General features: G+C 63.4%; 9 protein-coding genes. All 9 read left to right on the forward strand.

The features are described from left to right. The first annotated feature begins 81 nt into the window (after positions 1–81). The 9 genes from KI235_RS29740 (at position 82) to KI235_RS29780 (ending at position 14,057) form a co-directional block, all read left to right on the forward strand. On the forward strand, positions 82–537 hold the full coding sequence (locus KI235_RS29740; RefSeq protein WP_013694574.1) for a type VI secretion system amidase effector protein Tae4: 456 nt from the start codon (positions 82–84) through the stop codon (positions 535–537). Then, a complete protein-coding gene (locus KI235_RS29745; RefSeq protein WP_003206930.1) occupies positions 534–983 on the forward strand; it encodes a hypothetical protein in 450 nt (149 codons plus the stop codon). Before KI235_RS29740 ends, KI235_RS29745 begins: the two co-directional genes overlap by 4 nt. Next, entirely contained in the window at positions 977–1,489 is a 513-nt protein-coding gene (gene tssE / locus KI235_RS29750) for a type VI secretion system baseplate subunit TssE (protein WP_003206934.1), read from the forward strand. The genes KI235_RS29745 and tssE overlap by 7 nt, the downstream gene beginning before the upstream one ends. After that, a complete protein-coding gene (gene tssF, locus KI235_RS29755; protein ID WP_003206936.1) occupies positions 1,486–3,345 on the forward strand; it encodes a type VI secretion system baseplate subunit TssF in 1,860 nt (619 codons plus the stop codon). Before tssE ends, tssF begins: the two co-directional genes overlap by 4 nt. Continuing rightward, on the forward strand, positions 3,309–4,361 hold the full coding sequence (gene tssG, locus KI235_RS29760) for a type VI secretion system baseplate subunit TssG (protein ID WP_003206938.1): 1,053 nt from the start codon (positions 3,309–3,311) through the stop codon (positions 4,359–4,361). Before tssF ends, tssG begins: the two co-directional genes overlap by 37 nt. Then, a complete protein-coding gene (tssH, locus tag KI235_RS29765; RefSeq protein WP_003206940.1) occupies positions 4,354–7,044 on the forward strand; it encodes a type VI secretion system ATPase TssH in 2,691 nt (896 codons plus the stop codon). Before tssG ends, tssH begins: the two co-directional genes overlap by 8 nt. Positions 7,045–7,214: 170 nt before the next feature. After that, positions 7,215–9,152, forward strand: coding sequence for a type VI secretion system Vgr family protein (locus tag KI235_RS29770; RefSeq protein WP_003206941.1), 1,938 nt, complete (start codon positions 7,215–7,217; stop codon positions 9,150–9,152). Positions 9,153–9,170: 18 nt separating this feature from the next. Beyond that, complete coding sequence (locus KI235_RS29775; RefSeq protein ID WP_003206943.1) at positions 9,171–9,605, forward strand: DcrB-related protein; 435 nt, start codon at positions 9,171–9,173, stop codon at positions 9,603–9,605. Positions 9,606–9,617: 12 nt separating this feature from the next. Further along, positions 9,618–14,057 carry an RHS repeat-associated core domain-containing protein gene (locus tag KI235_RS29780; protein ID WP_014340893.1) on the forward strand — a complete coding sequence of 1,480 codons (4,440 nt, stop codon included), beginning with the start codon at positions 9,618–9,620 and terminating at the stop codon, positions 14,055–14,057. The last annotated feature ends 1 nt before the right edge of the window (position 14,058 follow it).

Genomic DNA, 14,058 nt, shown 5'->3' on the forward strand with positions numbered 1-14,058 from the left:
TCGAACACGCCCCCGGTGCCACGCGCCGGGGGTGTTTGGTGCTTGCTCGAATCCAATTCTTTCCCACGTGGTATCTGAGTCATGGCCAAGCCTTCGTTTATCAATTTGTGGAAAGCCTATTCCGATTTGCTGGTGACCTATCCCGACGCGAAACCTTGCGACGGTCCTTGGGCAAACCAATGCGCGATTCGCATGAGCATCACGCTCAACACCGAGCTGACCGTCAAAGTCAACAAGTCCACCTATACCGAACCCAAGTGCGTCCATGGGCATGCACGAGGGGCCGAGTCATTGGCAAATTGGCTGTGGAAACATCATCTGGGTCGCCCGTTGATCCTCGGCGGAACTGCCGCGGACCGACGCAAGCTGCAAGACAAGACTGGCCTGATTTTCTTCAAGGATTGTTTCCAGCAAGTGGGAGAGGCCTCGGAAGGTCGCACCGGCGATCATATCGACCTCTGGAACCGTGGCCTAACCCTCGGGTATGACGATCCGGCCTATCGATCCCGAGCGATCTGGTTCTGGGAGCTCGTATGATCAAGACTCACTGCGCGATATGGGTGGTCTGCCTGTTGACCAGCCTGACCGCCTGTGCGCAACAGCAATCCCCGTCGACAACGGCCTCCGTAGCGGTGGAGCAGGTCGTCTCGATGGGCGGACAAACTTTGAGGCTGGAAAACGACCAGGCGCGCTGCGCGCTGCGCAAGCCCGACCAGACCCTGATGCCACTCGACTTGGCTTGGCCCTGCCAGTTCACGGTCGATCGACAGGGCAAACCTCACGTCGAGACCTTCGGTAAGGTGCCCATTGTCATCGTTGTCCATGTATCTGCTGGCCCCCATAACAATCAGGAATGTCGCTCCGAATACCGCGCCGTGCGCCAGATCAATGGGCAGCTCGAGCCCTCGGTTATCGCGCGCAACGCCAGTTGCATGCGCGGCACAGGTGACCAGAAGAATTACACGGGCCTTTTCACTTGGTAACCGAAATCGCCACCCGCGATCGCCTTCAACCGTCCCTGCTGGACCGGTTGACCGACGACGATCCGACCAACCCGAAGGAAAGCGCCGACAAGCGCGTGCTCTCCCTGACCCAATTAAAAGCCTCGGTGCTGCGTGACCTGGCGTGGCTGCTCAACACCACCTCATTGCTCAGCGCCGATGCCACGCTGCATACCCCGGCGGGCACGTCGGTGGTGAATTTCGGGCTGCCGGCACTGGCCGGCAACAGCGCGTCGAACGTCGATGTCTCGGCCCTGGAAACCTTGATCCACCAGGCCATTGCCACCTTCGAACCGCGAATCCTGCGCCACACCCTGCGAGTGCGCGCCCGAGCGACGGCCGAGATGAACCACAATGCGTTGAGTTTCGAGATCGAAGGCGATCTCTGGGCGCAGCCGGTGCCGCTGCGCCTGATGCTGCAAACCGACCTGGACCTGGAAACCGGCCATGTGCGCGTGGTCAACGCCGACCAGCGGAGACGCTCATGAATCCACGCCTGCTGGAACTGTACAACCAGGAACTGCACCACGTGCGCGAAAGCGCGGCGGAGTTCGCCAAGGAATACCCGAAGATCGCCAGTCGGCTGACGTTGTCCGGCATGGACTGCGCCGACCCGTATGTCGAGCGCCTGCTGGAAGGCTTCGCCTACCTGACGGCACGAGTGCAGCTCAAGCTCGACGCCGAGTACCCGACCTTCACCCACAACCTGCTGGAAATCGCCTACCCGCATTACCTGGCGCCGACGCCGTCGATGACGGTGGTGCAATTGCAGGCCGACCCGGACGAAGGCTCGCTGAGCAGTGGTTTCCCGCTGCCGCGCGATACGGTCCTGCGTGCCGCCCTGGGGCGTGAAACCCAGACCTGCTGCGAGTACCGCACCGCCCACGCGGTGACGTTGTGGCCGTTGCAGGTCAGCCAGGCCGAGTACTTCGGCAACCCGTCCGCCGTGCTCGGGCGCCTGGCCGCCAGCGAACCGAAAGCCAAGGCCGGCCTGCGCCTGACCCTGCGCACCGGCGCCGAACTGCCGTTCAACAGCCTGGCCCTGGACAACCTGCCGCTGTACTTGAGCGGTGCCGACGAACAGCCCTTCCGTCTCTACGAACAACTGCTGGGCAATGCCTGCGCGGTGTTCGCCCGCAAGCCCGGCGGCGACTGGGTGGAGCGGCTGCCGCAGGATGCGTTGCGCTCGCGCGGCTTCGACGATGCCGACGCCGCGCTGCCGGTGGTGCCGCGGGCCTTCCAGGGCTATCGCCTGTTGCAGGAATATTTCGCCCTGCCCCACCGTTTCCTGTTCGTCGACTTCACCCAGCTGAGCCGCGCGGTCAAGCGTTGCGACGGCCAGGAGCTGGAGCTGATCGTGCTGTTCGACCGTCACGATCCGAGCCTGGAAGGCAGCGTCGGCGCTTCGCAGTTCCTGCCGTTCTGCACCCCAGCCATCAACCTGTTTCCCAAGCGCCTGGACCGCATTCACTTGTCGGATCGGGTCAACGAACACCACGTGATCGCCGACCGTACCCGGCCGATGGATTTCGAAGTGCATTCGCTGAACGGCCTCACCGGCCACGGCACCGGGCCGGAGCAACCGTTCCTGCCGTTCTACGCCGTACGCGATCCGTCCCGTTATGGCCGCGACCAGGCCTATTACACCGTGCGGCGCGAACCGCGCGTGCTGTCCAGCGACCAGCGACGCAACGGCCCGCGCTCGACCTACATCGGCAGCGAGACCTTCGTCAGCCTGGTGGACAGCCAGCAAGCGCCCTATCGCCACGACCTGCGCCAACTGGGCGTGACCGCACTGTGCACCAACCGCGACCTGCCGCTGTTCATGAGCGTGGGCAACGGCAAGACCGACTTCACCCTCGCCGACAGTGCGCCGGTTGGCGCCGTGCGCTGCGTGGCCGGGCCCAGTCGCCCACGGGCCAGCCATGCCCACGACGCCAAGGCCTGGCGGCTGATCAGCCAGTTGTCGCTGAACTACTTGTCGTTGAGCGAACAAGGCCAAGGCGCAGCCGCCCTGCGTGAACTGCTGCGCCTGTACGGCGACAGCAACGACGCGGCGCTGCAGTTGCAGATCGAAGGCCTGCGCGAAGTCAGCAGCAAAGCCTGCACCCGGCGCTTGCCGATGCCTGGCCCGATCGTGTTTGGTCGCGGCCTGGAGATCACCCTGGAATTCGATGAAAACGCGTTTCGCGGCACCGGGGTGTTCCTGCTCGGCGCGGTGTTCGAGCGCTTCCTGGCACGCTACGTGTCGATCAACAGTTTTACCGAGACGGTGATCCGTACCACCGAACGCGGCGAGATCATGCGATGGAAAGCCAAGCCCGGACGTCGTCCGACCCTGTGAGTACCCTGGAAGCGATGCACCAGGAACCCTGGGAATACGATTTCTTCCAGGCGTTGCGGCGCATCGAGTGCGAATCCCCCGAGCTGCCGCGCCTGGGCCATTCCCTGCGCCTGGCCGACGACCCGCTGCGCCTCGGGCAACGGGCCGAATGCACCTTCGCCCCGGCCACCCTTGCCTCGGTGCAACCGGGCAGCGACGGTGCGCCGGCACGCCTGGAGCAATTTTTCTTCGGCCTCGGCGGACCCAACGGCCCGATGCCGCTGCACATCACCGAATACGTGCGCGAACGCCAGCGCAACAACGCCGACAGCACCAGCAAGCGCTTCCTCGATGTGTTTCACCATCGCCTGCTCAGCCTGTTTTATCGGGCCTGGGCCGAAGCGCGGCCGACGGTCAGCCACGATCGCCCGGACGATGACTATTGGTCGGCGCGCCTGGCGGCACTGAGCGGTCGGGGCATGCCCAGCCTGCTCAACCAGGGGTTGATTCCCGACACGGCGAAGCTGCACTACAGCGGCCACCTGGCAGCGCAAACCCGCTACCCGGACGGTTTGAAGGCAATCCTCGGCGAGTACTTCGGCCTTCCGGTGGAGATCGAAGAATACGTCGGCCAATGGCTGGAACTGCCCGAACGCAGCCGCGTCGGGGTCAGCGCTCATCAATTGGGCGTGGACTTCTGCCTGGGCCGCTTCGTGTGGGATCGCCAGCACAAATTCCGCATTCGCCTGGGGCCACTCAAGCTCGTTGACTACATGGGCATGCTGCCTGGCAGCCAACCGTTCAACGAGCTGGTGGCCTGGGTCGCCGAATACCTGGGCCATGAACTGGACTGGGACCTGAACCTGGTCCTGGAACAGCCCGAAGTCCCGGCATTGCAACTCAATGGGCGTTTCCGCCTGGGTTTCAATACCTGGCTGGGCCGCCCCGAAACAGATGCCAACGATTTAATACTGGCCCGGCATTACGCCGAACAGGCCAACACCTCACAGACCTCAAGGAGCCATGAGCATGGGTGAAATCAGTCGCGCCGCGTTGTTCGGCAAACTCAACAGCGTGGCCTACAAAGCCATCGAAGCCGCCACCGTGTTCTGCAAGTTGCGCGGTAACCCTTATGTGGAACTGGCCCACTGGTTTCACCAGTTGCTGCAACTGCAGGACTCGGACCTGCACCGCATCATCCGCCAGTTCAACATCGAACCGGCGCGCCTGGCCCGTGACCTGACCGAAGCCCTGGATCGCCTGCCACGGGGTTCGACGTCCATCACCGACCTGTCGTCCCACGTCGAAGAAGCCGTGGAACGCGGCTGGGTCTACGGCAGCCTGATGTTCGGCGAAAGCCAGGTTCGCACCGGTTACCTGGTGCTGGGCATTCTCAAGACCCCGAGCCTGCGCCACGCACTGCTGGGCTTGTCGTCGGAGTTCGATAAGGTCAAGGTCGAAGCCCTGAGCGAACGGTTTGACGAATACGTCGGCGACTCGCCGGAAAACGCCCTGACCGCCAGCGACGGCTTCAATGCCGGCGCGGTGCCGGGCGAAGCCAGCGGCGCCATGGCCCCTAGCGCCATGGGCAAGCAGGAAGCCCTCAAGCGCTTTACCGTCGACCTCACCGAGCAGGCCCGCAGCGGCAAGCTCGACCCGATCGTCGGCCGTGACGAAGAGATCCGCCAACTGGTGGACATCCTCATGCGCCGCCGGCAGAACAACCCGATCCTTACCGGTGAAGCCGGCGTGGGCAAGACCGCCGTGGTCGAAGGCTTCGCCCTGCGCATCGTCGCCGGCGACGTGCCGCCGGCCCTCAAGGACGTGGAACTGCGCAGCCTCGACGTGGGCCTGTTGCAGGCCGGCGCCAGCATGAAAGGCGAGTTCGAACAGCGCCTGCGCCAGGTCATCGAAGACGTCCAGGCCTCGCCCAAGCCGATCATCCTGTTCATCGACGAAGCCCACACCCTGGTCGGTGCCGGTGGCGCCGCCGGCACGGGCGACGCGGCCAACCTGCTCAAGCCGGCGTTGGCCCGTGGCACCTTGCGCACCGTGGCCGCCACGACCTGGGCCGAGTACAAGAAGCACATCGAAAAAGACCCGGCCCTGACCCGCCGTTTCCAAGTGGTGCAAGTGGCCGAGCCGTCGGAAGACAAGGCCCTGCTGATGATGCGCGGCGTGGCCTCGACCATGGAAAAACACCACCAGGTGCAGATCCTCGACGAAGCCCTGGAAGCTTCGGTCAAGCTGTCCCACCGCTACATTCCCGCGCGCCAGCTGCCGGACAAATCCGTGAGCCTGCTGGACACCGCCTGCGCCCGCGTCGCCATCAGCCTGCACGCCGTACCGGCCGAAGTGGACGACAGCCGTCGGCGCATCGAAGCGCTGGAAACCGAGTTGCAAATCATCGCCCGTGAACACGCGATTGGCGTGGTCATCGGCAACCGCCAGACCCAGAGCGAAACCCTGCTGAGCGCCGAGCGCGAACGCCTGGCCGAGCTGGAAGGCCGCTGGGCCGAAGAGAAAACCCTGGTGGACGAACTGCTCGCCACCCGCGCCACCTTGCGCGAACGCGTTGGCGTGGTGGACAGCGAAGACAACAGCGAAGCTTCTGACAACGAAAGCCACCAACTGCGCGAGAAGCTGGTGGACCTGCAACAGCGCCTGACCGCCCTGCAAGGCGAAACCCCGCTGATCCTGCCGACCGTGGATTACCAGGCCGTGGCCTCGGTGGTCGCCGACTGGACCGGTATCCCGGTGGGCCGCATGGCCCGCAACGAACTGGAAACCGTGCTCAACCTCGACCAGCACCTGAAGAAACGCATCATCGGCCAGGACCATGCCTTGCAGATGATTGCCAAGCGCATCCAGACCTCCCGCGCCGGCCTCGACAACCCGAGCAAGCCGATTGGTGTGTTCATGCTCGCCGGCACCTCCGGCGTGGGCAAGACCGAAACCGCCCTGGCCCTGGCCGAAGCCATGTACGGCGGCGAGCAGAACGTCATCACCATCAACATGAGCGAGTTCCAGGAAGCCCACACCGTATCGACCCTCAAGGGTGCGCCACCGGGCTACATCGGCTATGGCGAAGGCGGCGTGCTGACCGAAGCCGTGCGGCGCAAACCGTACAGTGTGGTGTTGCTGGACGAGGTCGAGAAGGCCCACCCGGACGTGCATGAGATCTTCTTCCAGGTGTTCGACAAAGGCGTGATGGAGGACGGTGAAGGCCGGGTGATCGACTTCAAGAACACCTTGATCCTGCTGACCACCAACGCCGGCACCGAGTTGATTGCCCAGGTCTGCAAAGACCCGCAGAACGTGCCCGAGCCGGAAGAAATCGCCAAGGCCCTGCGCCAACCGCTGCTGGAGATTTTCCCGCCAGCCTTGCTGGGCCGCCTGGTGACGATCCCGTACTACCCGCTCAGCGACGAGATGCTCAAGGCCATCACCCGCCTGCAACTCAACCGCATCAAGAAGCGCGTGGAAAGCACCCACAAAGTCGCCTTCGACTACGACGACGCGGTGATCGACCTGATCGTCTCGCGTTGCACCGAAACCGAAAGCGGCGGGCGCATGATCGACACCATCCTGACCAACAGCCTGCTGCCGGACATGAGCCGCGAGTTCCTGACCCGCATGCTCGAAGGCAAGGCTTTGGCCGGGGTGCGGATCAGCGCCGTGGACAATGAATTGCAGTACGATTTCAGCGACGCGGCCTGACCCGAAGGAGCACCGCATAACCCTGTGGGAGCGAGCTTGCTCGCGAATGCAATCTGTCAGTGCCATTGATGTTGCCTGACACACCGCCTTCGCGAGCAAGCTCGCTCCCACAGTTGTTCCGGTGTCGTCAGGCAATCAGCGGCGCAGCCATTACAACGATGAGATGACCGATGTTATTCAACCAAGCCTCACGCCTGGCCAAGATCACCAGCCCCCTGGGACCTGAGGTACTGCTGCTCAAGGACATGGGCGGCGGCGAAGAACTGGGGCGGCTGTTCAACTATGAGTTGCAGCTGCACTCGCTGGATAACGCCATCGACCTCAATCAGGTGCTCGGCAAGCCCATGTGCGTGAGCCTGCAACTCGATGGCGGTGGCGAGCGTTATTTCCATGGCATCGTGGCCCGTTTCAGCCAGAACGTCGACCAGGGCCAGTTCGCCAGTTACCAGGCCACCCTGCGCCCGTGGTTTTGGCTGCTGACCCGTACCTCCGATTGCCGGATTTTCCAGAACCTCACCATCCCGCAGATCATCAAGCAGGTGTTCCGCGACTTGGGCTTTTCCGATTTCGAAGACGCCCTGAGCCGGCCTTATCGCGAGTGGGAATACTGCGTGCAGTATCGCGAGACCAGTTTCGACTTCGTCAGCCGCTTGATGGAGCAGGAAGGGATCTACTACTTCTTCCGCCATGAGCAAGGTCGACATGTGCTGGTGCTGGCCGACGCTTATGGAGCCCACACCACGGCGCCCGGCTACGGCTCGGTGCCCTACTACCCCAAGAACGAGCAGCAGCGCGAGCGTGACCACATACACGACTGGCACCTGGCCCAGGAAGTCCAGCCCGGCTCGCTGGAGCTCAACGACTACGACTTCCAACGCCCCAGCGCACGCATCGACGTACGCTCGGCCATGCCCCGCCCACACACTGCCGGCGACTATCCCCTGTACGACTACCCTGGCACCTACGTGCAGAGCCAGGACGGCGAACACTACGCCCGCACCCGCATCGAAGCCTTGCAGACCCAGCACGAACAGGTCGAACTGGCCGGCAACGCCCGCGGCTTGGGTTCGGGGCACCTGTTCAGCCTCACCGGCTTCAGCCGCCAGGACCAGAACCGCGAATACCTGATCGTCGGCGCCCGCTACTACCTCTCCCAGGAAAGCGGCGAAACCGGCGGCGGCGCGCCGACAGCACAGTTCGAAAGCAGCCTGACCTGCATCGACGCCCAGCAAAGCTATCGGCCGCTGCCCATCACCCATCGCCCTATCGTCAAGGGCCCGCAGACTGCCTTAGTGGTGGGTCCCAAGGGCGAGGAAATCTGGACCGATCAGTTCGGCCGAGTGAAGGTGCACTTCTATTGGGATCGGCACGACCAGTCCAACGAAAACAGCTCGTGCTGGATTCGCGTGTCGCAGGCATGGGCCGGGAAAAACTGGGGCTCGATGCAGATCCCGCGCATTGGCCAGGAAGTGATCGTCAGTTTCCTCGAAGGCGACCCGGATCGGCCGATCATCACCGGTCGCGTCTACAATGCCGAACAGACCGTGCCCTATGACTTGCCCGCCAATGCCACCCAGAGCGGGATGAAAAGCCGTTCGAGCAAGGGCGGCACGCCGGCGAATTTCAACGAAATCCGCATGGAAGACAAGAAAGGCGCCGAGCAACTGTACATCCACGCCGAGCGTAACCAGGACATCGTGGTCGAGGTGGATGAAAGCCACTCGGTGGGCCACGACCGCAACAAGAGCATCGGCCACAACGAGACGGTGACCATCGGCAACAACCGCCTGCGCATCGTCAAGCAGGAGGACATCCTCTCCGTCGGCCAGCGCAAGACCGACAGCATCAGCCAGAGCTACGTGATTGAAGTGGGCGAAAACCTGCGCCTGGTGTGCGGCGAAAGCATCCTGGAGCTCAACGCCAGCGGCCAGATCAACCTGACCGGCGTACAGATCAGCTTCTACGCCAGCGGCGATGCCGAGTTCAACACCGGCGGCGTGCTGCACCTGAACAACGGCGGCGGCCCCGGAGCCACGCCGGACGGCCAGGGCGTCAAGGGCAGCATCGATGCCAACATCCAAGCCGCGTTCCCTGCACCCAAGGGCTAACCTCGAGATTTTTGCGCCATGACTTACCGCCTCAATGAATTCCAGTTCCAGCTGCCGCCCAGCGAATTGCTGGACGCGACAATCAACATCCTCAAGTTCCCCGAGCTGGGCACGTCCTTGATCGTCAGCCGCAGTTTGCTGACCGAGGGCGAGACCCTGCAAAGCAACCTCGACGACCAGCTCAAGCGCCTGGAAAAACAGGTCCAGGACCTGCGCTGCCAACCGGGCGCCACCGTGCGCGTGGGCGCCAACCAGGAAGTCGAAGCCATCGAATTGCGCAGCCAGTTCAACAAGGGCAACGAAAAGGTCTTCCAGTTCCAGTTGGCCCTGGTACTGCCCGGCACCCGCAAAATGCTTGCCCTGAGCTACGTGAAAGCCGAGAAACTGGGCGATGCCGAAGCGGCACATTGGGCAACGATCAAGGGTTCGCTGCTGTTCGACGTTCTGGCTTGATGAGCACCTTGCATGTCTGACGCACTCTGGGCCGCTCGGCTAGGCGACGCGCTGAACCACACCTCGATGATGGCCGATATCCTCGGCGGCGTCCTGGAAGTAGCCGCGAACATTGCGATCACCGCGGTAGCGACGGCTGCCGTGGTAGCGGCCACGGGCATTACCGTTGCCACTGGCGGCTTGGGTTGCTTCCTACTCGGCGCGGTGGTGGGCGCCGTGGTCGGCCTCGCCATGAGCAAGACCGGGGCCGACAAGGGGCTAAGCGACATATGCGAGGGCATCGGCAACGCCCTCTTCCCGCCCACGGTGCAGGCCAACATCCTCACCGGCTCCACCGACACCTTGACCAACAACATCCCTGCCGCCCGCGCCGCCGGAGCGATCGAGTCCCATGTCGCGCCGGCCGGCACCGAACTTGAAGCACCCGAAGCCGAACCCAGCTACCTGGACATGGCCGAGAATTTCTTCTCACAGATGTGGCGTCCCACCGTCGCCGTGCCCGCGCCCGGTGCCGTGCCCAAGCCGCTGGACATGATCATCTGCATGAAACACCCGCCGATGCCGCCGCAATTCCTGGCCGAAGGCTCGGACAAAGTCACCATCAACGGTCAGCCCGCGGTGCGCAGCGGCGACCGCAGCACCTGCGATGCGACCGTGGTGTCGGCCGGACTGATTTCCCCTGACGTGACCATTGGCGGCGGTTCGGTGGTGGTGCGCGAGATCCGCAGCGGCAAGACCCCGGGCGTCGGGCTGGCGGTCACGGCGCTGCTGATGCTAAAGGGCGGCAAGGGTAAATTCCTCAGTAACCTGCCGTGCATGTTGGTCGGCGGTGCGGCGTCGATGGCGGTCAGTAGCGCGATGGGTGCCGCGGCCAACGCCGCGATGGGCTCCTCGAACCCCGTGCACGCCGCCACCGGGGCGAAAGTGTTGGGCGATGTCGAGGAGATGGACTTCGTCCTGCCCGGCATCTTGCCGATCGACTGGCAACGCTTCTACAACAGCCGCGACGAACGCCGCGACGGGTTGTTCGGTGCCGGTTGGAGCGTGCCCTATGAGGTGCGCGTCGAAATCCTGCCCCATCCAGACGGCGGCGAAACCCTGGTTTATAGCGACGAACAGGGCCGACGCATCGACATGGGTTCCATCCCGTTGGGCGGCGCCGTGTTCAGTGCCGGTGAAGGCCTCAGCGTGCGACGGCATGCCAACGGCGAGCTGCTGATAGAGAGCGCGGACGGACTGTACCGCTTGTTCGAACCCACGCCAGCCAATGCAGCGCTGCTACGCCTGAACCAACTGGGTGACCGCAACGACAACCGTATCTACCTGGACTACGACGACAACGGACGCCTGGCGCAACTGCGTGACACCTTCGACCTGACCCGCATCGCACTGGCGTATGACGAGCGCTGGCCACAACGAGTCAGCCGGATCGACCGCCTCTATGCCGATCAACGCCGGGAAGTGCTGATGCACTATGGCTACGACGGCCAGGGCGATCTGGCGCAGGTCCGTCAGTCCAACGACCAGGTAAAACGTCGCTACGCCTACGACGCCGGGCGGCGAATGGTGGAACACCAACTGCCTACCGGGCTTCGCTGTTTCTATGAATGGGCGTTGGTTGAAAACCTGGAATGGCGCGTGGTTCGCCACTGGACCGACGCGGGCGACGCCTACACCTTCGATTACGACCTGGCCGCCGGGACCACGCGCATCACCGACGGCTTGCAGCGCATCAGCACCCGTCGCTGGGATACCCGCTATCAGATCACCGAAACCACCGACCCGTTGGATCGCACCTGGACCTTCCAGTGGAACGACGAAAGCCAGTTGCTGGGGGCGACCGATCCCAACGGCGGACAACATCAGTTCAGCTATGACGAAGCCGGGAACCTCTGCGAAACCCGCGACCCGCTGGGGCGCAGCGAGTCAACCCTGTGGCTCGAACACTGGGCCCTGCCCCTGGCTGAAACCGATGCCGCGGGAAATACCTGGCAGTACCGCTATGACGCGCGGGGCAACCGCATTCGCGAAACCGACCCGCTGGGCCACGTCACCCGCTATCGCCACGACGCCCACGGCCAAGTGGTGGAGGTCATCGACGCCACCGGCAAAAGCAAGACCATGCGCTGGACGGCCCTTGGGCAACTGAGCGAACACACCGATTGTTCCGGTTACACCACACGGTTGAGCTATTGCGAGCGCGGGCTGTTGCTCAGCAGCACCGACGCACTGGGAGAGCGGACGCTTTTCAGCTACGACGACCAGGGTCGGCTGCTGAGCAAGCAACTGCCGGACGGGCGCACCGAGCACTATCAGCGTGACGCTAGCGGACAGTTGATCGGCTATAGCGACCCGGCTGGACACACGACAAATTTCCAACACACCCTAAGCGGTCAACTGCGGGTGCGCACCGACGCCCATGGCCGCCGGGTTGAGCTGAGCTACGACAACTACGGGCGCCTGCTGGCCCTGACCAATGAAAACGGTGAGCGCTACCGGTTTGCCTGGGACGCCGCCGACCGCTTGACCGCCCAACACAGCCTGGACGGCAGCCTCAAGCGCTACGCCTACGACCCGCTGGACAACGTCACCCGCGTGGAAGCGCTCGCGGTGCCCGGCAGCACCGACCTGGACCTCTCGCCCCAAGCCCCCATCATTCATGAGCTGGAGCGCGATGCGATGGGGCGACTGGTGGCGAAAGTCACCGCAGACGGGCGCACCGAGTACCGCTATGACGCGCTCGACCAGGTCAACGCGATCACCTTCACCAGCCAGACCGGTGAAGTACAAAGCCTGGGCTTGCGTTACGACGCCCTGGGGCAATTGATTACCGAGCAAGGCTGGGCGGGGAACCTCGAACATCGCTATGACGAACTGGGCAACCTGACCCAGACGCTGCTTCCCGACGGTCGTTGGCTGAACCGCCTGCACTACGGCAGCGGTCACCTGCACCAGATCAACCTCGACGGCCAGGTCATCAGCGATTTCGAACGCGACCGCCTGCACCGCGAAGTGCTGCGCACCCAGGGGCGCCAGAGCACCCGCAGCGAATACGACCGCAGTGGCCGCCTGCGGGCCCGTCAGCGGCGGCAACAGGGTCAGTCCACGCTGCTGCCGCCCGTGGCGCAATCACTGTTTGGTTATGACGCCAGCGATCAGCGAGTGGAGCGCTTCGACAGCCAGCCCGAAGCGTCCCATCGCCAATTGCTGCACTATGACGCCACCGGCCGCATTCTCGCCAGCCAGGACAACCTTCAAGGCCAGCGTGAAAGCTTCGCCTATGACCCGGCCGCCAACCTGCTGGACGGTCTGGGCACAGGCCAGGTCGCGCATAACCGCTTGTTGACCTACCAGGACAAGCGCTACCGCTATGACGGTTTCGGTCGCATGGTGGAAAAACGCAGCGCCCGCCGTGGCGTCCAGCGTTTTCGCTACGATGCTGAACAACGCCTGGTGGAAGTGCGCAACGATAACGGCTCGGTCGTAAAAATGACCTATGACCCGTTGGGTCGACGCATCGAAAAAGCCGAGTACGACCGCCACGCCACGCTGCTCAACCGCACCCGTTTCACCTGGGATGCGCTGCAACTTTTGCAGGAACACCGCGACAGCCAGACCAGCCTCTACATCTACGCCGACGACAGCCACGAACCCCTGGCGAGGGTCGACGGCCTGGGCGAGCAACAGAAGGTCCGTTATTACCACAACGACCTCAACGGCCTGCCCGAACAGCTCTCGGAAGCCGACGGCCACACACTCTGGCGAGCCCGTTACCAAGTGTGGGGCAACACCGCCGAAGAGCTGCGCGAACCGTATTACATCGAAGAGCAGAACCTGCGCTTCCAGGGCCAATACCTGGACCGCGAAACCGGGCTGCACTACAACACCCTGCGTTTCTACGACCCGGACATCGGCCGCTTCACCACACCGGACCCGATCGGCTTAGCCGGTGGGCTGAACCTCTACCAGTACGCGCCGAACCCGGTGAGTTGGATCGACCCCTTCGGGCTGATGAAATGCTCGACGCCGCCCAAGGGTCGCAAGGTCAACCGAACGGTGTATCGCTTTGAAGAGCCGGGGCGGATCAGCACGACTTGGACCGCGCACAAGTGGAACGTCGCCTCCAGGCACCGTTACACCGCCCCCGGCCTGGGCGGTGTCTATGGCGCCAACTCACGCAAGACAGCCATGGGCGAAGTCAATCACTGGGGCGTGGACCTGTCCACACGGGTACTGGTCAGCAAGAAAGTGCAGCTCAACAACGTCCTGGACCTGACCCGGGCCGATGTGCGCAAACAATTGGGGGTCTCCCTCAAGAGCATTACCGGCGACAAGTACACCCAGACCCATCAAATCGGCGCCTGGGCCAAGGCTAATGGTTATGATGGGATCCTGGCGCCGTCGGCGCGAAACCCGACCGGCAGCAACTTGATTTCCTTTGCAGGTTTTTAAA

It is taken from the genome of Pseudomonas sp. St386 (genome assembly GCF_018325865.1).
Classification (GTDB): domain Bacteria; phylum Pseudomonadota; class Gammaproteobacteria; order Pseudomonadales; family Pseudomonadaceae; genus Aquipseudomonas; species Aquipseudomonas brassicacearum.